Consider the following 22,140-nt stretch of genomic DNA (forward strand, 5'->3'; position numbering starts at 1 on the left):
CCCGAACCTTTAGCGGCCCGTGAGCTGCCAGGCGTCTTCACCATCGGCATCATCGTCGTCGTAGTACTGGGGGCTCACTTCACGTTCGGAGTGATCGAGCGGATCGTTTCCGTAGCGATCGGAGCCCGGGGAAGCGTCGGGCTCCCCCACCCCTGAGCCGGAACTCTCCTGCGAATCTTCGTACAGGTCCGTGTCCTCGCCCTTGAGGAGTGCGATCGCACGCGGGAGGTCCTCGGGCCGCACGAGCACGTCGCGAGCCTTCGACCCCTCGCTCGGGCCGACAATTTCGCGCGACTCGAGAAGGTCCATGAGGCGCCCCGCCTTCGCGAAGCCCACGCGGAGTTTGCGCTGAAGCATCGAGGTCGAACCGAACTGTGTCGTGACCACAAGCTCTGCAGCCTGGAGGAGCACCTCGAGGTCATCGCCAATGTCGTCGTCGATCTGCTTCTTTTGCGCGACCTGCTGCACGTCCTCGCGATATTGCGGCTTGGCCTGTGCCTTCACATAGTCGACGACCGAGTGGATCTCGGATTCATTGACCCACGAGCCCTGCACGCGCATGGCCTTCGCCTTGCCCATGGGGTGGAAGAGCGCATCGCCCTGGCCGATGAGCTTCTCCGCACCTGGCGTATCGAGAATCACGCGCGAGTCCTGAAGCGAGCTCGTCGCGAAGGCGAGGCGCGAAGGCACGTTCGCCTTGATGATGCCGGTGACGACGTCCACCGACGGACGCTGCGTTGCGAGCACGAGGTGGATGCCGGCGGCGCGCGCGAGCTGCGTGATGCGCTGAATCGAGGCTTCGACGTCGCGAGGCGCGACCATCATGAGATCCGCGAGCTCGTCGACGACCACAAGAAGATACGGATAGGGCGCGAGCACACGCTCGCTTCCCGGCGGCGGGCTCACCTGGCCAGCGCGCACAGCCTTGTTGAAATCGTCGATGTGCTTGAAGCCGTATTCGGCGAGATCGTCGTAGCGGTGGTCCATTTCCTTCACGACCCATTCGAGGGCCTCTGCGGCCTTCTTCGGGTTCGTGATGATGGGGGTAATGAGGTGCGGGATACCTTCGTAGATCGTGAGCTCAACGCGCTTCGGGTCAACGAGCACCATGCGCACTTCCTCGGGCGTTGCGCGCATGAGGATTGAGGTGATCATCGAGTTCACGAAGCTCGACTTACCGGCGCCTGTCGCACCAGCGACAAGAAGGTGCGGCATCTTCGCGAGATTCGCAATCACAAATCCGCCCTCGACATCCTTGCCGAGGCCCATCACCATGGGGTGTTCGTTGGCGGTGGCTACGCCGCTACGCAGGACGTCGCCGAGGGCAACGGTTTCGCGGTCCGCATTCGGAATCTCGATGCCGATGGCCTTCTTGCCGGGGATCGGCGAAATGATGCGCACATCGGCACTCGCGACCGCGTAGGCGATATTGTTCGAGAGGGCCGTGACCTTTTCGACCTTCGTGCCGGGGCCGAGCTCGACCTCGTAGCGCGTCACGGTCGGGCCGCGCGAGAAACCCACGACCTCGGCGTTAACGTTGAACTGCTCGAAGACCTCGCCGAGAGCGTCAACCACGCGATCGTTCGCTTCGGAGCGCGCCTTCGCAGGCGGCCCGGCCACGAGCATGTCCGGGCTCGGAAGCGGGTAGGCAGTCTCGACCTCGAGCTCGGGCTGCGAGTGTGGGCCCTTCAGGCCCTCCCCCTTCGGCGGGGTGAGCTCCCGCGTGGGCTGGGCAGGCGCGGGCACGCTCGGCACGGCAGCGGTCGGGGCATTTTCGAGTTCCGACGCTCGCTTCGCCGCCTTCGGAAACTCCTTCTTCCGGCTGTTCTCAGCGTCGAGGTAGTCGTAAGGAGCAGTGTCGGTGCCGCTCTTCTCGGTCGCGGCGGAGGCAGAGGCGTCCTTCGGGCGCTGTTTCTTCGCGGTGCGCGGAAGGGGCGTCGTTTCAGCGTTCTCACTTTCGGCGCCCTGGCGATAGGCCCCGTCGCCTTCGTAGCCGAAGGCGACATGGTCGACGCTCGGCTCGAGATTTTCGGTATCGCCATCGCCGCCGTGCTTCTTGCGGCGCAAGAAATCACCGACCCGGCGGTGCATCTTTTGCCCCCCGTCGATATGCCTCTCGGCATCGTCGCTGGCCTGCAAGCGTCGGCCTAGACCGAAGGCCTCACGTTCCGCCTCCTCGCGCTCTCCCCGCCCCACGAGGGCCCCGTAAACCCCCGTAAGGCGCGTGCCGATCTGGCCGAGCGGCGTTGCGGTGAGCACGAGAATGGAGAACAGGGCGAGGACGATCCCAAGAGTGACGATCACCCAGCCAGGCAGGACGGTCGCGAGGGGCGCCGCCACGAGATAGCCACACACGCCACCGCCGCGTGCAAGCGCTTCCACGCCGTCAGAAGGAGTGGGGATGCGCGCGCTTACCGACGAAACCGTGCACAGCGCGAACACGAACATGAGCAGCCCCGCAAAGAGGCGACCGTTCGCGTGAACAAGATCGGGCCTGCGGAACATGCGAACCGACCAGAGCCCAAGAAGCAGAGGGAGCAATACGGCAATCGCCCCAAACGAACTTGCGGCAACGGTGTGGATCCAACCGAAGCCCCACTCGCGCACCTGGAACCACTCGGGAACGATAAGCACAAGCGCAAGGAGACCCAGGAAGAACGCGAAGCCATCGCGGCGCTCCTCGTAAGCCACCTCCCATCGCTGAATGCCGATGCCTCGAACGAAGCCGCCGACAGCGCGGGCAACGCCAAGGTACCCGACGCGCAGTGCGCGCACCGGGAGTGGAAGCGTCGAGGGATCCGTAGGCGCACCCTTCGTGCGCGAGGTCCCGGAGGACGAGCCTCGGGAGGTTCCTTTCGACGCACGTGCGGGGGAAGTCGTACGTGTCGCCATGTTTTCAATCTACCCGGCGAAAGGCACAATCGTCACGAGATCGGCCCCGGCGTGTGAATCACACAGGGGTCGATCTCGTGAATTGGAGGGGTGCCTGTCTCAGGCCTCGACAACCACGGGGATAATCATGGGCTTGCGGCGAAGGCGCTGCGAGAGGAAGCGACCCACGACGCGCCGCATCGCCTGCTGAAGCTGATGCGTGTCGTGCCCCTTCTCGTCTTCAATCGCCTTGTGAAGCGCCTTGATGATGTCGGGCTTGATCCGCTCAAACACCTCGTCGTCCTCGGCGATGCCTCGCGAGTGGATCTCGGGCCCGGCAATGAGCTCGCGCGTTTCACTATTGACCACGGCAAACAAGGAAATGAAGCCTTCTTCCGCGAGGATGCGGCGATCCTTGAGATCGGCCTCGCTCACTTCGCCCACACTCGAGCCGTCCACGTACACGTAGCCAACTTCGACCTCACCGACCGCGCGCGCTACGCCATCCTTGAGGTCCACGACCGTGCCGTCCTTCGCGAGCACGATGTTCTCGCGCGGGATGCCCGACGACTGCGCGATTTTGCCGTTCGCGATGAGGTGTCGAACCTCGCCGTGCACGGGCATCACGTTCTTCGGGCGCAGGATGTTGTAGCAGTAGAGCAGTTCGCCTTCGCTCGCGTGACCGGAGACATGCACGCGTGCATTGGCCTGGTGCACGACCTCGGCGCCAAGCTCCATGAGTCCATTCATCACGCGGAAGACATCGTTTTCATTGCCCGGAATGAGGGAGGAGGCAAGGATCACGATATCGCCCTCGCCCACCTCGACGCGGTGATTGCGGTTCGCGATGCGCCCGAGCGCCGCCATCGGCTCGCCCTGGCTGCCCGTGCACATGTACACGATCTTGTGATCGGGAATGTCATCGGCCTTTTTGAGGTCGATGAGCGTGTTCTCGGGGACCCTGAGGTAGCCCATATCAGCCGCAATCGTCATGTTGCGTACCATCGAGCGGCCCACGAACGCGACCTTGCGCCCGTGCGCGTACGCCGAATCGAGCACCTGTTGCACGCGGTGCACGTGGCTCGAGAAGCTCGCGACGACGATCTTCTGCTGTGCACGCGCAAAGAGACTATCGAGCACGGGGCCGATTTCGCGTTCCTTAACAGTGAAGCCGGGGACCTCGGCGTTGGTCGAATCCACGAGGAACAGATCCACGCCCTCTTCGCCAAGGCGCGCAAAAGCGCGAAGATCGGTCAGGCGTCCGTCCAGCGGGAGCTGGTCCATCTTGAAGTCACCCGTGTGCAGCACGGTACCGGCCTCGGTGCGGATCGCGACCGCGAGCGCGTCCGGGATCGAGTGGTTTACGGCAACGAACTCGCATTCAAAAGCGCCGAACTTCTCGACATCGCCTTCCTTCACGGCGAGTGTGTACGGCTTAATGCGGTGCTCGCGGAGCTTCGCCTCTACGAACGCGAGCGTCAGCTGACTGCCCACAAGAGGGATGTCAGGCTTGAGACGCAAAAGGTATGGCACCGCACCGATGTGGTCTTCGTGGCCGTGCGTAAGCACGATGGCGGCGACATCATCGAGACGGTCCTCAATGGAGCGGAAGTCCGGGAGGATGAGGTCGACGCCCGGCTGGGCCTCCTCGGGGAACAGCACGCCGCAGTCAACGATGAGGAGCCGGCCCTCGTATTCGAAGACGGTCATGTTGCGGCCGACCTCGCCGAGACCACCGAGTGGGGTCACGCGGAGGGTGTTGTTCTTGAGCTTTGGAGGGGTCCCAAGTTTCGTGGAAAAGGGTGTAGTCACGGTGTCCTAGATTCTTCAGCTGGTGTACTGCGCGAGGACGCCCTCGTAGGCGTCCACCGCGGCATGGATGCGGGCCGCAACCTCCGGCTCGACTGTTCCGAGCGGGGCGCGGCAAGCGGCGTGCGGGAGCACGCCGAGGTGTGTGAGGGCCTCTTTTATCGCCATGGTCCCGGGGCCCTGGTTCATGATGGCGTCAACAAAGTCCACGCGCGAGGCGTGGAGGCGCTGCGCGAGCGCAAGGTCGCCACCCTCGAGAGCGTCGAACATGAGGCGGTCGAGCCTGCCGGTGAGGTGGCTCGTGACGGACACGGTTCCAACCGCACCGATCGACAGCCAGGGCAGGTTGAGCGCGTCTTCACCCGAGTAGATATCGAGGCTCGTGTCACGGATGAGCTTGGAGGCCTCATGCATATCGCCCTTGGCTTCCTTGAGCGCAACGACGTTTGGATGCTGCGAGAGCTCAACGGCGCTCTCGTACTCGATCGGGATGCCCGAGCGCCCGGGGATGTCGTAAAGCATGACGGGCAAATCCACAGCATTCACGATCTCGAGCGTGTGGTTGATGAGGCCGCGCTGCGTGGGCTTGGAGTAGTACGGGGTAGCGAGCAGGAGGCCGTCGGCATTGCCGCCCTCTTTGATCGCGCGTGCGAGCGCGACCGAGTGACGCGTATCGTTCGTGCCCGCACCTGCGAGAAGAGTGACATCCGCACCGACTGCCTCGCGCACGGTCGCGAGGATCGCGAGCTTTTCCTCATCGCTCGTGGTGGGCGATTCGCCCGTCGTGCCGTTCGCGACGATGAGATCGTGGCCTTCGTCGACGAGATGACGCGCGAGGCCGGCGAGAGCCTCGTGATCGACCTTCTCGAGATCCTCAGTGAAGGGCGTGACGATAGCGACGCCGAGACGCCCAAAAACCGGTGCTTCTTGACTCACGGCGCCACCCGCCCGCCCGCGTTAAACGCCTCGTAGGTGAGGGGCATCGCCTCGGCAAAGAATTCTTCGATCTTTTCGGCGACCATCTCGATTTCGCGCTGCGGGAATGACGGGAAGTGCGAACCTTCACGCTTGGTACGCAGCGACAGGAAGTTCATCATGCTTCGGGCATTGACGGTCACGTACATCGAGCTGAAGAGCGTAAGCGGCAGAACACCCCGCGCGACCTCACGTGCCACACCAGCCTCAAGCATCTCGAGATAGGCGGCGTAGGCGCTCTCACACTGTGCTTTGTAAGCCTTCGTGACGAGCGCGTGCTGCTCGGGGCTACCCTCATAGAAGTCGTAGGCACCGGGCTTGCCTTTTTGGACGAGCTTGCGCTCGGGCCCGGGCACGTAGAAGATCGGGCGCATCTGGCGGTACCGGCCCGACTCTTCGTTGTACGAGGCGATCCGGTGGCGCATGAATTCGCGGAACACGAAGATCGGCGCCTCAACGTAGAACGTGAAGCTGTTGTGCTCAAAAGGCGAGCCGTGCCGATCGCGCATGAGGTAGTTGATGAGGCCCTTGTCGCGATCGGAGGCATCGGTGCCCACGGCACTCTTCGACTTCTCCCCCTGAGTCGAGACTCGCGCGGCAAAAATGACATCGGAATCGGAGGCCTGCGACCGCACAAGGTCGACCGTCACATCGGATCGGAACACTATTTCGCTCATATGTCTCACCCTAATTGACCAAGCAGTTTAAATACCGGAAGTTCCCGCGTGGCGCTCACCGCGCAAGGAGCACAAGCTCACCCTCGCGCGCTTCGATCGACACATCCGCGAGTGAGGGGATCACGAGATCAGCGAGCGGGCCGACGGTACCTTCGCCCGCGCTGTTGAGAACACTCACGACAAAGGCCCCCGCCGCGCGAGCTGACTCGAGACCGCCCGGAGCATCCTCGACCACGAGGCAATCCTTGGCCTCGACGCCAAGCCGCTCCGCCGCGAGGAGATAGGGCTCGGGATCGGGCTTGCCATGCGTGACCTGGTCCGCCGTCACAAGAACCGAGGGAAATGGGAGCGAGAGGGGCCGATAGCGCACCTCAAAGAGAGGGCGCGTGCAACTCGTCGCGATCGCCCAGCACTCGCGCGAAAGCGCTGCCTTGGCCTTCTCGAGCTCGCTGAGGAAGCGCGCGGTGCCGTCAAACGCCTCGACATCGCTCGCGCTCGCAATTTCGTAGCCCTCGACCCGGTTGAAAAGTTCCTCGAGCCTTTCCTCGCTGATGTCGGGCATTGCGAGCCGCAACACCCGCCTCGCCGGTTGACCGTGATAATGCTTTTCAAACCGCCCCGCGCCCTCGTCACCGAGGAGTTTGTCCCAGCTCGCCTCGACGCTGCGCGTGGAATCGACGAGAGTGCCATCGGAGTCGAGGAGGATTGCTTGTGCGCGAGCGAGAACCGTTCCCCGTGCGCACCCGTCGAGTGTCGCCGCCTTGTGTGTCACGTGTGACTCCTTGGTCGAGGTGTGGACGCCCGCCTACCGGGCATCCTCGAAGAGGGCATTCGCACGCCGGAGCATTTCCGCGAATTCCCCTCTCACGAGGGTATCGTCCGGCCGGAATTGAGCGTCGATCACGGGCGAGGAAGCGTCGGACCCGCCCCCACCGGGGGCCTCGCGCTGCACGAGATCCCGCCCGAGAACCCCGGCTGCACGAGCCCACTCGATATCCTTAAACCGCGCGTGGGTCTCGGGTACGTCCACGAAGGAGTCGATCTCGGGTGGGAGCGCCGACCCTCCCGCCGCGAGGTGCGCGGTGAGCATCCCGCGAAGCAGGCGCGCGAGGAAGGAACATCCCTCGGCACGCGTCACGGGCTCGGTCGGCTGGAACGTCGCGTCGTACTCTCCGAAGAACAGCGCCTGACCGCGCATCCACATGATTTCGCGGTAGCTTCGAGCCGTTTTCTCAATATCGCGGTACGGCTCGAGGTCGAGAGTTTTGCGCTCGGGAGCGCCCGCGAGCCGATAAAGCATGATTGCGGCGTCCTCGCGCGTGACATCGGCTCCTGGAAGGAACGTTCCCTCGCGCGCCGTGTCAAAAAGGTCATTGTCAACGAGCCATTGGATCGCCTCCGCGTATGTTCCCGAGGGGTCGGCGACGATCTCAGCCGCGGGCTTCGTCGCGGTCGCGGGCCGCAGCTTGAGCGCGGCAATCCCCGCGATCCCCACAAGCGAAGCGAGCAGCGCGCGTCGCGTCGTGATGAGACCCGCCGCGTCCGAACGTACCCCCCTCACGCCATCCACTTGAGCTCCTTCATTTTCTCGATGAGCGCCCACGAGACAAGAAGGTTGCCCCACCCGCTCAAATGAATACCGTCGCTCCCCCTGAGCGGAGTCGGGACGATTCCCTGGTCGAGCTCGGTGCGCGTTTCGGTACGGTCCTGGAGCTTGAGCGAGGCAATTGGCTCCGCGCGAAGAGCCTCCTCGCTCGTCAGGAGGGCTTGCACATCCACGAAGCGGGCGCCGTAGGCGGCACGCTGCGCGGCGTTGACCGCATGGATTGCCTTGATTTTCTCGGGTGCATCGAGGTCATTTTTCGTGACCCACTGGCCGAGCACGATCGCGTCCGTTTCCGGGGTGCGTGCCGCGGCAACAAGCCGCTCAACATCGCTCAGAACTCGCTCCCGCTGCACGATGTTGTTCTTGCCCGTCCACACCACGTGGCGCCACGTCTCAGTCGTGGCTTTCCACGACGACGTGAATTCACCCGATGTGGCCGGGCCTCCGTCGGACTCAAAAAACCACTGATTCTCCGGCGTACCGGTAAGCGTTCCGCTCACCCCACTCGACAGCCGCCCGTGGCACGTGAAGGACCACATTCCCGGGACATCCGCGTCCACGCGCACCTTGACGCGTCCGCCGCGGTACCCCTCCGGGATATGCACCATGGGCGTGTCGAGTCCACGAAGAATCGTCGTGTGCCCCGAAAACTGCGCGCCGTACGCGAGATTCGTGACCGGGACGGGGTTCATTGCATTCGCAACTTCCTCGTGGACGTATACCGGTCGAGGCGTGTGCTCGGCACCGAGACCGCCTTCCATCGAACTCGAGCCCCACAGGGCGAGGGGCCGCTCGGGCGCGAGTGCCGCGAACGCGCGCGCAAGGGCATGCGTGGGCGGGTTCTCGGGCATAGGGCAGAGCCTCCTCGGGCAAGCGTGCGGGCGTAAGAGGTGGGCGGCAATTCCGACGCCACCTACCTTACAGCGAAAGGTAGTTCTCTAGCCCCACCGTGAGACCGGGATGAGAGGCTACCTCGCGCACGCCGTGGAGCACGCCGGGCATGAAACTCACGCGATCAAAAGAGTCGTGGCGGATCGTCAGCTGTTCACCAGCATTGCCGAAGAGAATCTCCTCGTGCGCCACGAGGCCGCGCAGGCGCACGGCATGCACGTGCACGCCATTGATGTCAGCGCCACGCGCACCGTGAGGGTCTCGTTCGGTTGCGTCAGGGGACGGGCCGAGCCTGCCGTCTGTGCGCCCCTCGGCGATCGCACGAGCCGTGTGGAGCGCGGTCCCCGACGGCGCATCGACCTTATCGGGGTGGTGCAGCTCGATAACCTCGGCACTTTCGTAAAAGCGGGCAGCCGTGCGCGCAAAGCTCATAGCGAGAACCGCCCCAATCGCGAAGTTCGGCGCGATGAGCACGCCCGTCTCGGGAGAAGCCTTGAGGGCGGCGCGAACCTCGGCGAGCGCGTCATCGTCCCAACCCGTTGCCCCCACAACCGCGTGGATGCCGTGCTGAACGAGCCACAGCACATTCGCCTTCGTCACGCTCGGAAGCGTGAAGTCCACGGCGACGTCAACGAGGCGTGCGCCGTTCTCGTCGAGCAGCTGATCGAGGGAGTCCTCCGCCGTGATTCCGCGAACGAATTCGAGATCACGTGCGCCTTCGAGCGCGCGCACGACTTCGCTTCCCATGCGCCCTGCCGAACCGATAACTCCTACGCGAATACTCATGACCGTCTCCTCGTGTGCGTGTACCGGTGCCAAGTATGTCAGGCGACGCTATCGCGTCCCACGTCGACGCGCACGGCAAGCGCCGACGCAACCTCGGAGGCGATCTCGCGGACGCTCTCGCGCGTCACGGCATGGAACGCCTCGAGCGCCTCGTCGACGGTGCGGTACGAGCCGAGCACAAGCTCCGCCGTGGCAAGACGAGCCATGCGCGATTGCGTATCCTCGAGCCCGAGCGCCATCGAACCGGAAATGTGCCCAAGCGTGCGAGCGAGCTCATCGCTATCGATGCCGTCGGTCGCGATCCTCTCGGTCTCCTCGAGCAAAAGTTTCGCGACCTGCTCAGCGTTCATCGGGCGGCACGCGGCATAGAGGCCAGCGAGGCCAGCATCGCGATAGGCCGCCGTGAAGCCGTACACCGAATAGGCGAGGCCGCGCTTTTCCCGCACCTCCTGAAAAAGGCGCGAGCTCATTCCTCCACCGAGGATCGCCATGGCGACACTCAACGAATGCCGCCGCTCGTCCCACGCCGGGATCGCAGGGCCGCCAAGGAAAAGATGCGTTTGCTCCGTCTCGCGCACGAGACGCTTCGTGACCGCACCGGCCTTGAGTGCCTCGACGCCACGATTCTCGCCGCTCGCCGTCGGGTAGGCAAAGCCTTGCTGTGCCCGGCGCGGGCGCGGAGCCTCACCGCTGTTGAGTTCCCAACCACCTTTTGCGAGGTTCTCGAGAAGTATGGCGGCCACCTCGTCGTGATCGACGTCCCCCACTGCCGTCACCACGAGGTTCGCGCCGACGTAGTGCGCGCGATAGTGCTCGCGCACGGACTCAACTGAGACATCGTTAATCGTGGCGGGCGTTCCGCCCACTGGCCTCCCGAGCGCGGTGCCCTCACCGAGCACGGAGGCGATGAGAGCCTCGTGGCCCACATCGGTGGGATCATCTTCGGCCATCGCAAGTTCTTCGAGGATCACCTCGCGCTCCGTTGTAAAAGCGTCACTCGCGATCGACGCGCTCGTGACCATGTCCGCGAGGGTCGCCAGGGCCATGGGCAAGTCGACCGAGCGTACACGCGCGTAATAGCACGTGTGCTCCTTCGCGGTCACGGCGTTCGATTCGCCGCCCACCTCGTCAAACGCTCGCGCGATGTCGAGCGCACTCCTCGTGGGCGTGCCTTTAAAGAGGAGATGCTCGAGAAAGTGAGTGGAGCCGGCGTGCTCAGGTTTTTCATCGCGCGAGCCCACGGGGAGCCAGAATCCGACGCTTGCCGAGCGCACACCCGGGTCACGTTCCGTCAGCAAGCGCACGCCCCCGGGAAGAATCGAGCGGCGCGTGAAGGCGCCCTCCTGTTCATGGAGAACCTGATCGAGACCTGCCGTAAGGTCGAGCGAAACTGGCATGGAAAAAGCGTTCCTTCGTCTAGTGGTGTGCATTACTCTAAAGGCGCGTGCACTCCGTTGTCGCGCCGTCGTTGTCCATCTCCCAAGGAGCAGAATGTCGAATCCCACTCCAAGTTTCCAGCCGCAGCAGCCTCACGGTTCTCAGCAGCCCCAGTACGGTCAGGGGCAGCAGGGCACTGCTCAGCAGAGCTTTGGTCAGCAGTCATCCGGTCCGGGAGCCGGAAGCATAGAGATCCCCGGTAAGGGTACCCGCACTCTCGCGAGCGTCGGTCAGCGTGCTCTTGCCCGTATCATCGATGCTCTCATTGCCGGCTTCGCTGGTGGCATCGCCGCTGTCATCCTCGGTGGCATCATCGGTGCCATCGCGTCGGCGAGTGGCGGCTCCGATGCCGGATTCGGGCTGGCCATGATCGTTACCGGGGTCGGAATTCTCTTCATCGCGATCGCCGGTCTCGTCTACGAAACCCTCATGCTCGCACGCTTCGGCGCAACTCTCGGGAAAATGGCCATGAAGATCAAGGTTGTGAGCCTCGAGACAGGTGAGGCACCTCGACTTGTCAACGCAGCTCTCCGCTTCGCGCTCCCCGGCCTCATAGGCATCATTCCCATCGTGGGTGGGCTCGCCGCGCTCGCGTGCTGGCTCTCGCCCCTGTTCGATAGCACGGGCCGTCAGCAGGGCTGGCACGACAAGGTCGCGAAGACCGTCGTTATCGCCAATAGCTAATCTCTTCCTCTCATTCAAAGGGTGGGCGGCCAGGAAATCCTGGCCGCCCACCCTTTGGTCTTGCACGTCCGTTCGCGCTGAGGCTTACTTGGCGTCGCCCTTGGTGTCGCCGGTCTCTTCAGTGTCGTCGTCAGCCGCCACCGCGAGCGAGATCTTGCCACGCGAGTCGATCTCGCGGATCTCGACCTCGAGCTTCTGGCCGACGCTCACGACGTCCTCAACATTCTCCACGCGCTTGCCGCCGTTGAGCTTACGCAGCTGCGAGACGTGCAGCAGGCCGTCCTTGCCCGGGGTGAGCGAGATGAACGCGCCAAAGTCGACGACACGCACGACCGTACCGAGGTAGCGCTCGCCGACCTCGGGAACGAGCGGGTTCGCAATCGCGTTGACGGCCGCACGCGCAGCCTCGGCCGAGGGGCCGTCGGTTGCGCCGATGTACACGGTGCCGTCGTCCTCGATCGTGATGTCCGCTCCGGTGTCGTCCTGGATCTGGTTGATCATCTGTCCCTTCGGGCCGATGACCGCGCCGATCTTGTCCACCGGGATGGTGACGGCGAGAACACGCGGCGCGTTGGGGCTCATCTCGTCAGGCTGGTCGATGGCCTGTTCGAGAACCGAAAGGATGTGCAAGCGAGCTTCGCGAGCCTGCGAGAGGGCGCCTGCGAGGACGGAAGCGGGGATGCCGTCAAGCTTCGTGTCGAGCTGAATAGCCGTCACGAACTCCGACGTGCCTGCGACCTTGAAGTCCATGTCGCCAAAGGCATCCTCGGCACCGAGAATGTCGGTGAGAGCCGCGTACTTCGTCTCGCCGTTCACCGTGTCGGACACGAGACCCATGGCGATACCGGCAACGGGAGCCTTGAGCGGCACACCGGCGTTCAGGAGCGCGAGAGTCGAGGCACACACGGAACCCATCGACGTCGAGCCGTTCGAGCCAAGAGCCTCCGACACCTGACGAATCGCGTAGGGGAATTCCTCACGGCTGGGGAGCACCGGAACGAGAGCGCGCTCGGCGAGCATGCCGTGGCCGATTTCGCGGCGCTTGGGCGAACCCACGCGGCCCGTCTCACCGGTCGAGTAGGGCGGGAAGTTGTAGTGGTGAATGTAGCGCTTATGATCGACAGGCGAAAGACCGTCGATCTGCTGCTCCATCTTGAGCATGTTGAGGGTGGTCACGCCGAGAATCTGGGTCTCGCCGCGCTCAAAGATGGCCGAACCGTGCACTCGCGGGAGCACCTCGACCTCGGCCGAAAGCTGGCGGATGTCGCGAAGGCCGCGGCCGTCAATGCGCACACCCTCCGTAAGGATCTTCTCGCGCACGACCTTCTTCGTGAGCGCACGGAAGGCGCCAGTAATTTCCTTCTCGCGATCGTCGAGCTTCTCCGCGAGCTCCTCCTTGACCTGCGCGAGCAGGGTCTCGGTAGCCTCTTCGCGTTCCTGCTTGCCCGCGATGCTCATGACCTCGCGAAGGCGCTCGGTCGCCGCTTCCGCAACGAGGTCGTAGGCGTCATCCTGGTAGTCGAGGAAGAGCGGGAATTCGCGAACGGGTTTCGCGGCCTTCGCGGCGAGTTCCTTCTGCGCCTCGCACAGCGTGCGGATGTAGACCTTGGCAGCTTCGAGGCCCTGGGCGACGACCTCTTCGGTCGGCGCCACCGCGCCTTGCTCCTTGATAAGCGACCAGGCGTTGTCCGTCGCTTCGGCCTCAACCATCATGATCGCGACGTCATCTTCAACGATGCGTCCAGCGACGACCATCGAGAAGACGGCCTCGTCGAGCTGGCTGAAGGTCGGGAAGGCGATCCATTGGCCGCCCTCGGCGCTCGGCATGAGCGCGATGCGCACGCCACCGATGGGGCCGGAGAACGGGAGGCCCGAGATCTGGGTCGATGCCGAAGCACCGTTGATGCCCACGACGTCATACGCGTCGTCAGGGTTCACGGCCATCACCGTGAGAACAACCTGGACCTCGTTACGGAGGCCCTTGACGAACGCCGGGCGCAGCGGGCGGTCGGTGAGGCGGGCTGCGAGGATCGCGTCGGTGCCCGGGCGACCCTCGCGACGGAAGAACGAGCCGGGGATTCGACCCGCGGCGTACATGCGCTCTTCGACGTCAACGGTCAGCGGGAAGAAGTCGAACTGCTCCTTCGGCTGATTGGAGACAGCGGTTGCGCTGAACACCATCGTGTCGTCGTCGAGGTAGACGGCGACGGCACCCGCGGCCTGCTTTGCGAGGCGGCCGGTTTCAAAGCGCACCTCGCGCTTGCCGTGGGAGCCGTTGTCGATCGTGGCGATCGTTGAATGAATGTTGTGGCCTTCCATGGTCACTGTCACTCTCTTTCTGTGGTGAATAAGAGTTGTCTTTGCCGTGGGGCCGGCCATCGCCAGTCGCGTACCCCGCTCACGCGGAAGACGTCACTGCCGAGGACCGATCCCCTCTCATCATTGTCGCAAGGAAAACTCTATGGATGGTAAAACGCCGCCCACCCGACGGGTGAGCGGCGGAACGAAGGTCAGCGGCGCAGGCCGAGACGCTGAATCAGCGAACGGTAACGCTCAATGTCGACCGACTGCAGGTACTGCAGGAGGCGCTTGCGGCGACCAACGAGGAGGAGCAGACCACGACGAGTGTGGTGATCGTGCTTGTGATCCTTGAGGTGCTCGGTGAGGTAGTTGATGCGATGCGACAGAAGCGCAATCTGCACCTCGGGCGAGCCGGTGTCGCCCTCGCTCAGACCGTATTCCTTAATGATCTCCTGCTTGACGGAGGAATCGTAAGCCACTGGCTCTCCAATCACCTTGTTGCACGGCGCACCGGGGCCTGTTCTCCCGAGCACTTAGAATCCGTGGCCGATGTAGCACGGCCTTTCAAGGCTAGCAGCAGCGCTACCAACGCGGGTCGGCATGCGCGGCAAGAGTGCTGCGAGTCACGGCAACGTCGCGGTGCATCTGGTCGACAAGGGCGTCGATGCCGTCGAAGGCAAGCGTCGGCCGCAGCCGCTCCACGAACTCCACTTGCGCCTGCCGATCGTACAGCTCATATTCGTGGGACCCGAGCACGTAGGTTTCCACGATCCGATGCGCGGGCCCTTCCTCAAACGTGGGGTTCGTGCCCACCGAAATGGTGGCGGGAACGCGATCGAGGAAGCGATCACCATCGAGTACCGAAAAGTAGCCGGCGTACACGCCGTCGATAGGCACAGCGCCGCGCGGATGCGCACTGAAGTTTGCCGTGGGAAAACCGAGCTCACGCCCCCGCTTGAAACCATGACGCACGGTGTCGCGCACCGAGTGCCAGCGGCCAAGCATGCGCGCAGCCTCGACGGTATCCCCCGAAAGCAGACTCTCGCGGATCAGAGTCGAGGAGATGCGCTCCCCCTCGCCCGCTTGTCCTTCGATATCGGCATCGAGCTCTTCGACGCTGATGACGTCGAAGGCGTACTTCTTGCCGAGGTCCACCATGGTGTGGAAATCGCCCTCGTTGCGACGGCCGAACCGAGAGTCCTTCCCCAGCACCACGGCACGAGCACCGAGAAGTTCCACAAGATATTCGCGCACAAAATTCTCGGCGGTGAGCTGCGCAAAGTCGAGCGTGAAATGCACGTCGAGGAGGTCGGCAACACCCGCCGCACACACGAGAGCATTGCGATCCTCGTAGCCCGTAATGAGCATCGGCTGCTCGCTGCCCGTCATCACATGCCGGGGGTGCGGGTGGAACGTGAGAGCACGGGGCACAAGACCGCGATCTTTCGCGTACGACACGAGGGAATCGATCACGCGGCGGTGGCCGCGGTGCACACCGTCGAAGTTGCCGATGGTCACGACGCCGGGCGCGAGGTTACCCGGAACCTCTTTCGGGTCATGCCACACGCGCGAGGGGGTCACTTCGTTCACGGCACGCTTTCATGGAAGGGATTCGAACACATGCCACCTTAACCGATGGCTGCCCCGCCACTCAGGGAGGTCTCCAAGCAACGTCACCCACAACACACGCCGCGAGGGGCTATGCCTCTTAAATCGCTAGCACGTTTTCGCTAAAGTAAGAGCAAACCCCCGCATCAAACGTTAAGGATCACGCGCATGTCGACTACCCCCGTGACACATGCTCGCGCCCCGAAGAAGCGCGGCCGCACACTATTTTTCGTCCTCGCGGCGATCGCCGTCGTCATCGCCCTGGTCGCGACCGGTGGCTCGTTCGCCTACGCAAAGCAGTTCGAGGGCAAGGCTCTGCCCGGCACCACGATTGCCGGAGTCGACGTCGCTGGAAAAACAGCCGAGCAAATTCGCGCAATTGTCCAGAAAAAGACCACAGGCGTCACTGTCACTGTCGACGCCAACGGCGAGCGCACGACCGTTCCCCTCGAGGAGATCGGTGGGCACATCGACGTCGATAAGACTGTCGAGAAAGCCCTTTCGCGCGAGTCGAGTATCCCGTCGGTAGTAAGCGCTGCCCTGAGCGGCACCCAGGACATCACCCCCGAGGTGACCGTCGATGAGGAGAAGGCACGCGCGTACGCCGAATCTCTCGTTCCCGACAACGAGGTTGATCCGGTCGATGCAGAAATCGTCCAAGACGACGACACCAAGGAATTCTCCGTAGTCGAGTCGAAGGCGGGCAAAGGCGTTGACCCGGCTGAGTTCGTCGCAAGCGTGAAGAGGAATGCGCCCGAGCTCAAGGATTTCACCGTGACCCAGAAGTTCACGAGCATCGAGCCTCAGCTCGACACCGCCAAGGCCAATGAGACGATTGAGACTCTCGAGGGCATGCTCAAGAGCTCGATGGTCGTGACCGGCCCGGAAGACAAGACCTTCGAGGTCAAGCGCAAGGACCGCCTAGGTTTCGTGTCGATCACCCCGAACGACAAGGGCGACAACTTCGAGATCAACATCGATCAAGAAAAAGTTGACACGTACGTCGGGAAGATCGCCGGCAAGGTTGCCACGACGAAGAAGGACGGCATCGTCGAGGTAGCCGAGGACGGCTCACGCACCGAGGTCTCCCCCGGCAAGGATGGCGTCAAGGTCACGAACCAGAAGGACATCACCGAAAAGCTGACTCACGCACTTTCCTCGGGTGAGAACCTCGATATCGCCATGACCACCGAGGTCGAGAAGGCCGAGGTCAAGGAAAAGAAGGTCGAGAAGGCGCCCGTGGACCCCGAGAAGGTTCCCAGCGAGCTTCCCTCCTACGCTCCCGCCGAAGCCCACAACGGCGAGAAGTGGATCGATATCAACCTCGCGAACAAGACCGTGACCGCCTACGTGGGCGACAAGGCTGTGTGGGGCCCCGTCTCCGTCGTGGATGGCGGCAAGGGCACCGAAACGCCCACGGGTGAGTACGAGATCTGGCACCGTACCGAGGTGCAGAACATGGGCTGCACGCCGCGGTACGACTACTGCACGAAGGGCGTCAAGTACAACCAGTTCTTCCACAAGGGGTACGCACTCCACTCGGCACCGTGGCGCTCGAGCTTCGGTTACTCCGGCTCACACGGTTGCATCAACATGCGTATGAAGGACGCCAAGTGGCTGTTCGAGTGGGCAAGCCTCGGAACGAAGGTCGTCTCGCACCGCTAACTACGGGGAACCGGCGCGCTTGAGAAGCGCGGAATAACGCTCGCGCTCTTGAGCAGCCCCCTCTTGGGGGCTGGTTCGACGATTGCCACAAGCTCACCCGTGGGCGGCACGATGGCAGCGGCAGGGAAGGCTTCGGGGTCCGACGCTTGAGACGCCTCAATCCACTGCCCGTGTCTGAGCGCTGTTGCTTCGCTCTCGCTTACGGCGTGAAGCGGCAAGAATGAGAGGGCGGCCTTGCCAAGCGGAGTGAGTGTGAGCGCCGCCGAAGGGTCCTCCGCGGCACGCGGCGCGTCTCGCTCGGGGATGAGCTGTGCCGCCTCAACGGTGAATCCGCCAACGCGCGTGCGCCTGAGCGCTGTGAGATGGCCGCCCACGCCGAGAGCCGCACCGAGGTCGCGTGCGAGAGCACGTATGTAGGTTCCCGAACTGCAGTCCACAACGCAGTCGACGTCGAGAAATCCTTCCGTCATGCGAGCCTCACGAATCTCGAAACGGTTCACCCGAATCGGGCGCGCGGCGAGCTCAACGCTCTCTCCCCCGCGTACGCGAGCGTACGAGCGTACACCGTTGACTTTAATCGCGCTCACGGCGCTCGGAACCTGCGCGATATCTCCCGTGAGGTCGGCAATAGCGTTCTCGAGCGACGCGTACTCATCGAGGATTGCGCGCAGCTTGTTCTCCGGGGCTGCCTGCCCCACCTGTTCGCCCTCGGCATCGTCCGTCACTGTCGCGTGGCCGAGGCGGATCGTCGCTTCGTAGGTTTTGTCGAGCCCCACGGCGTAGGTCAGAAGCTTCGTGCCGTACCCCACGCCGAGGAGAAGCAGCCCCGTCGCGGCGGGGTCAAGCGTGCCCGCGTGACCCACCTTGCGCGTGTTGAGGTGATAGCGCACTCGGGCGACCACGTCGTGGCTCGTAAGGCCCGCGGGCTTGTCGAGGAGAAGGAAGCCGTGAGGCCCCTCCCCCGCGTGTTTCTTACTCATCGGCCTCGTCGTCTTCGAGGTGCTCACCGGGGACACGGTAGGGATCAGCTTCGCCCGCGAACTGCTTACCGGCGCGTTCGCGTTCGAGCTCGGTGTCTCGGTGCCGCGCCTCCACGAGGAGATCTTCGATCGTTTTCGACGTCTCGGGGATCGTGTCTTCAAAAAACTCAAGCGACGGGGTGAGACGTGCGGTGATGCCGCGGCCCACGGCGCTGCGCAGCATGCCCTTCGCCGCCTTGAGCGCGGCAGCGGTCCCGGCACGCTCTTCATCGCTTCCGTACACGGTATAGAAGATCGAGGCGTGCTGGCCATCGCCCGTGAGGCGGACGTCGGTGACTGTCACGAACCCGAGACGCGGGTCCTTGACTTTTTCGTCGAGCGTACGGGCCACGATTTTCTTGATCTGATCGGCGAGGCGCCGCACGCGAGGGTTGTCGTTCATGGTGTCTCCTTGAGTGAAGTGAAGGTCGGGGTGCTTACGCCTTGCGGGCAAGCGCGATATCACGGTCGATTGAGGCATCGACCCGGTGCCTGAAGTTCATGCCCTCGCCTCGAAGCTCGAACCCGTGCTCCTCGACAATAGCGTGCACGTCATCGGCGGGGGTCGTGTGGCGATTGTAGGCGAGCGCCACGGCGCCGCCTCGCGCAAGCACGCGCGACCATGCGGGAAGGGCCTTCCGCAAAAATTCAAGCGGGGAACGGCGGAGATTCGCACCGACCTTGGAGCCGTGCTGCACGCCGTAGGGAAGGTCCGCGACGATCACGTCGGCGCTTCGGGCCTTGAGGAACGCGTCAAGGCCCGTGGAGTCTGCCGTGTAAAGCTCGAGGCTTTGCCCCTTCCCCGCGCGTTGCTCACTTTTTGAACGCGAGAGTTCGGCGTGGAAATGCTTGCCGAGCGCCTTCTTACTGATCGTGAGCTTCGTGTCCGAGGTCGTGTGCTTGAGCCTGTTCTCGCGCATCCACGACTTAAGGAACGCGCGGTAGAGCTCGGCGTCTTTCTTGTCGAGATCGACGCCCACGGGGCTAAGCCCCCACATGAGGGCCTGGTTGAGGGTTGTGCCTCGACCCGCAACGGGATCAAGCACCCGCAACGTCCCCTCGCGCAGTGCCTCGGCCTTTCCCGCGGCGTGGGCGGCAAGGTGAAGAAGAAGCGCCGTGAACTGCTCGTTCGTTTTTCCCTGATATTTGAGCGTCGAAAGCAGAGTGCTCGGGTAAAGATCCACGTTGGGAAGAGGAATCGGCTGGAGCAGAGGAAGCGTCGGACTCTCATCCACGTAACTGCGCTCCGCGTTTGGGGCGGGCATGCGCCCCACCTCCTCAAATGCCGCGTACACGTGCGGGCTATACGCCAGCGAGGAGGTCAGCGCACGCTGATTCTCCGGACTCTCCCATGCCTCGTCGTCGATCTCGAGAGCGAGAAAATCGAGGTTCGCTTCGCGCACCTCGCTCGTCTCGACGAGGGCACCCGGCGCGCTCTCTGCCAACACAAACTCAAGCTCAGCTGCCGCGAGACGCGGCGCCGCCAACCCATACACCCGGTTTGCGCTCGGGGCGATGAGAATGTTGACGCGCATGTTCTCTCCGTTCGTTTCTCTATGCCACCGGGAGTATGCCTCGGGCGGCGAAACGGGCGGCGCCTCGGCCTGAACCGAAGCGCCGCCCGCGCACTGTCACCGAAAGGTGATTAGTCCTTCTTCTTTTCGCGCGGCTTCTCGACCATCTCGTAGGTCGTAATGAGGTCACCCTCCTGCACATCGTTAAAGCTGCCCAGGTTGATACCGCATTCGTAACCTTCGCGAACCTCGGTCACGTCGTCCTTGAAGCGACGCAGACCGGCGATCTCGAGATTCTCCGTGATGACGACGCCCTTGCGCGTGATGCGAGCTTTCGCACCGCGGTTGATGGTGCCGGACATGACGAGCGAACCCGCGATGTTACCGAACTTCGAGGAACGGAAGATCTCGCGGATCTCGGCGCTGCCCGTGTCCTTCTCTTCGTACTCGGGCTTGAGCATGCCGAGAAGAGCGTTCTCGATATCTTCAATCGCGCGATAGATCACCGAGTAGTACTTGATCTCCACGCCTTCACGCTCGGCGTACTCCGCGTTCTGCCCCTCGGCACGAACGTTGAAGCCGAGGATCACGGCATCCGACGCGACAGCGAGGTTGATGTTGTTCATCGTGATCGCACCAACGCCACGATCGATGATGCGCAACTGCACATCCTCGCCCACATCGATACCGAGCAGCGCCTCTTCGAGTGCTTCGACAGAACCGGAGGCATCGCCCTTGAGGATGAGGTTGAGAGTTTCGACCTTCCCCTCTTCCATCGCGGCTTTGATGTCCTCGAGGCTCATACGCTTACGGCGCTTCGAGAGCTGTGCGGCGCGCTGGGCGGCCTCGCGCTTCTCGGCGATCTGGCGCGCCATGCGCTCGTCCGCGGCAACGATGAACGAGTCACCTGCGCCGGGGACAGAGCTCAAACCGAGAACCTGGACGGGGCGCGACGGGCCTGCTTCTTCAAGCTGGTTGCCGTTCTCATCGATCATGGCGCGCACGCGGCCATGGCCGATACCACACACGATCGCATCGCCCACGCGGAGCGTTCCCTGCTCCACGAGCACGGTCGCGACGGGACCGCGCCCGCGGTCGAGGCTCGCCTCGATCGCAACGCCGCGAGCATCCTTGTCCGGATTGGCCTTGAGTTCAAGGGCGGCATCTGCGGTCAGCAGAACCGCCTCGAGGAGGTCATCGATGTGGAGGTTCTCGCGCGCCGAAACGTCAACGAACATCGTGTCGCCGCCGTACTCTTCAGCCACGAGGTTGTACTCGGTGAGCTGGGCGCGGATCTTGTCGGGGTTCGCGCCCTCCTTATCGATCTTGTTGACGGCCACGACGATCGGGACATCGGCCGCCTGCGCATGGTTGAGCGCCTCGATCGTCTGCGGCATCACGCCGTCGTCAGCAGCCACCACAAGAATCGCGATGTCCGTGACCTTCGCACCACGGGCACGCATAGCGGTAAACGCCTCGTGACCCGGGGTATCGATGAACGTGATGGGACGCGTCTCGCCCTCGTGCTCCACCTGCACCTGATAGGCACCGATGTGCTGGGTAATGCCGCCGGCCTCACCCTGGCCCACGTTGGCACGACGAATCGCGTCAAGAAGGCGGGTCTTACCGTGGTCAACGTGGCCCATGACCGTGACGACCGGCGAGCGGGGCTCGAGGTCCTCTTCGGTCTCTTCGGCAAGTTCGCCTTCGAGGTCGATATCGAACTGCTCGAGAAGCTCGCGCTCCTCGTCCTCGGGCGACACGATCTGGATCTTGTAGCCGAGCTCCTCGCCGAGAAGCTGGAACGTGTCCTCATCGAGCGACTGGGTCGCGGTCGCCATCTCACCCATCGCAAACAGCACGGTGATGAGCGAGGCGGGATTGACGTCAATGCGCTCCGCAAAGTCGGTCAGGGTGGCGCCGCGGCGAAGGCGGATAACGGTATTGCCGTCGCCGCGCGGGATCTGCACGCCGCCCGGAGCGGGAGCCTGCATCTGCTCGAATTCTTGACGCTTCGCGCGCTTCGACTTACGGCTCTTTGCAGGCTTGCCGCCGCGACCGAAGGCACCCTGGGTGCCGCCACGACGACCACCGCGACCGCCACCACCGGGGCGACCACCGGGACGACCCGGACCACCACCGGGGCCGCCACCTGGGCCACCGAAACCGCCGCGACCACGACCACCACGGCCGCCGCGACCACCGTTGCCGCCCGCCGGGCGACCCTGGTTCTCGGCCTGCGGCGAGTGCGCGGGCATCATGTTCGGGTTGGGGCGGGGTCCGCGGTTTGACGGACG

18 protein-coding genes are annotated in these 22,140 nt (G+C 63.6%); 2 read left to right on the plus strand and 16 right to left on the minus strand.

What is annotated here, in order from left to right; all coding sequences use genetic code 11:
• Positions 1-9 precede the first annotated feature (9 nt).
• The 9 genes from D8M36_RS09245 to D8M36_RS09285 form a co-directional block, all read right to left on the minus strand.
• A complete protein-coding gene (locus tag D8M36_RS09245) occupies positions 10-2,892 on the minus strand; it encodes an FtsK/SpoIIIE family DNA translocase (protein ID WP_126848435.1) in 2,883 nt (960 codons plus the stop codon).
• Positions 2,893-2,991: 99 nt separating this feature from the next.
• The gene (locus D8M36_RS09250) at positions 2,992-4,683 is read right to left on the minus strand and encodes a ribonuclease J (RefSeq protein ID WP_126848437.1); all 1,692 of its coding nucleotides are present in this window, start codon (positions 4,681-4,683) and stop codon (positions 2,992-2,994) included.
• A 15-nt stretch (positions 4,684-4,698) separates the two neighbouring features.
• A complete protein-coding gene (dapA, locus tag D8M36_RS09255; protein WP_126848439.1) occupies positions 4,699-5,616 on the minus strand; it encodes a 4-hydroxy-tetrahydrodipicolinate synthase in 918 nt (305 codons plus the stop codon).
• A complete protein-coding gene (gene thyX / locus D8M36_RS09260; RefSeq protein WP_074298054.1) occupies positions 5,613-6,332 on the minus strand; it encodes an FAD-dependent thymidylate synthase in 720 nt (239 codons plus the stop codon). Before thyX ends, dapA begins: the two co-directional genes overlap by 4 nt.
• A 55-nt stretch (positions 6,333-6,387) precedes the next feature.
• Positions 6,388-7,104, minus strand: a complete 717-nt coding sequence (locus tag D8M36_RS09265; protein ID WP_126848441.1) for an HAD-IA family hydrolase — start codon at positions 7,102-7,104, stop codon at positions 6,388-6,390.
• Positions 7,105-7,137: 33 nt separating this feature from the next.
• The gene (locus tag D8M36_RS09270) at positions 7,138-7,902 is read right to left on the minus strand and encodes an S-layer homology domain-containing protein (protein ID WP_161970248.1); all 765 of its coding nucleotides are present in this window, start codon (positions 7,900-7,902) and stop codon (positions 7,138-7,140) included.
• Complete coding sequence (locus tag D8M36_RS09275) at positions 7,890-8,789, minus strand: hypothetical protein (protein ID WP_065248229.1); 900 nt, start codon at positions 8,787-8,789, stop codon at positions 7,890-7,892. The genes D8M36_RS09270 and D8M36_RS09275 overlap by 13 nt, the downstream gene beginning before the upstream one ends.
• A 67-nt stretch (positions 8,790-8,856) precedes the next feature.
• Positions 8,857-9,615 (minus strand): 4-hydroxy-tetrahydrodipicolinate reductase, encoded by a 759-nt coding sequence (dapB, locus tag D8M36_RS09280; protein ID WP_126848445.1) that lies wholly within the window; start codon positions 9,613-9,615, stop codon positions 8,857-8,859.
• A 38-nt stretch (positions 9,616-9,653) separates the two neighbouring features.
• On the minus strand, positions 9,654-11,012 hold the full coding sequence (locus D8M36_RS09285; RefSeq protein ID WP_126848447.1) for a M16 family metallopeptidase: 1,359 nt from the start codon (positions 11,010-11,012) through the stop codon (positions 9,654-9,656).
• Positions 11,013-11,106: 94 nt separating this feature from the next.
• On the opposite strand from D8M36_RS09285, the gene D8M36_RS09290 reads away from it, so the two are divergent.
• Positions 11,107-11,736, plus strand: a complete 630-nt coding sequence (locus D8M36_RS09290; RefSeq protein WP_065248232.1) for an RDD family protein — start codon at positions 11,107-11,109, stop codon at positions 11,734-11,736.
• Positions 11,737-11,820: 84 nt separating this feature from the next.
• Here the strand turns inward: D8M36_RS09290 and D8M36_RS09295 are convergent, their stop codons facing one another.
• The 3 genes from D8M36_RS09295 to D8M36_RS09305 all read right to left on the minus strand — a co-directional run bounded on the left by D8M36_RS09295 (position 11,821) and on the right by D8M36_RS09305 (position 15,627).
• Entirely contained in the window at positions 11,821-14,055 is a 2,235-nt protein-coding gene (locus D8M36_RS09295) for a polyribonucleotide nucleotidyltransferase (protein ID WP_126848462.1), read from the minus strand.
• A gap of 191 nt (positions 14,056-14,246) precedes the next feature.
• Positions 14,247-14,516, minus strand: coding sequence for a 30S ribosomal protein S15 (gene rpsO, locus D8M36_RS09300; RefSeq protein ID WP_016663029.1), 270 nt, complete (start codon positions 14,514-14,516; stop codon positions 14,247-14,249).
• A gap of 103 nt (positions 14,517-14,619) precedes the next feature.
• Entirely contained in the window at positions 14,620-15,627 is a 1,008-nt protein-coding gene (locus D8M36_RS09305; RefSeq protein ID WP_342342901.1) for a bifunctional riboflavin kinase/FAD synthetase, read from the minus strand.
• Positions 15,628-15,813: 186 nt separating this feature from the next.
• Here D8M36_RS09305 and D8M36_RS09310 point away from each other — a divergent pair, with 186 nt between their 5' ends.
• Positions 15,814-17,310: a L,D-transpeptidase family protein gene (locus D8M36_RS09310; RefSeq protein WP_126848448.1), complete on the plus strand. Its 1,497-nt coding sequence runs from the start codon at positions 15,814-15,816 to the stop codon at positions 17,308-17,310.
• On the opposite strand, the gene truB is transcribed toward D8M36_RS09310, so the two are convergent.
• From truB to infB, 4 genes are all read right to left on the minus strand, one after another.
• On the minus strand, positions 17,307-18,290 hold the full coding sequence (gene truB, locus D8M36_RS09315; protein WP_126848450.1) for a tRNA pseudouridine(55) synthase TruB: 984 nt from the start codon (positions 18,288-18,290) through the stop codon (positions 17,307-17,309). The two genes, D8M36_RS09310 and truB, sit on opposite strands and share 4 nt — an antisense overlap.
• Complete coding sequence (gene rbfA, locus D8M36_RS09320) at positions 18,283-18,732, minus strand: 30S ribosome-binding factor RbfA (RefSeq protein WP_074298074.1); 450 nt, start codon at positions 18,730-18,732, stop codon at positions 18,283-18,285. Before rbfA ends, truB begins: the two co-directional genes overlap by 8 nt.
• Before the next feature lie 34 nt (positions 18,733-18,766).
• Positions 18,767-19,864 (minus strand): TRM11 family SAM-dependent methyltransferase, encoded by a 1,098-nt coding sequence (locus tag D8M36_RS09325; RefSeq protein WP_126848452.1) that lies wholly within the window; start codon positions 19,862-19,864, stop codon positions 18,767-18,769.
• Positions 19,865-19,974: 110 nt separating this feature from the next.
• Positions 19,975-22,140 (minus strand): translation initiation factor IF-2 (gene infB, locus D8M36_RS09330; protein WP_238638440.1); only part of this gene is annotated, 2,166 nt, incomplete at its 5' end.

Source organism: Dermabacter sp. HSID17554 (assembly GCF_003989295.1).
Lineage (GTDB): Bacteria > Actinomycetota > Actinomycetes > Actinomycetales > Dermabacteraceae > Dermabacter > Dermabacter vaginalis.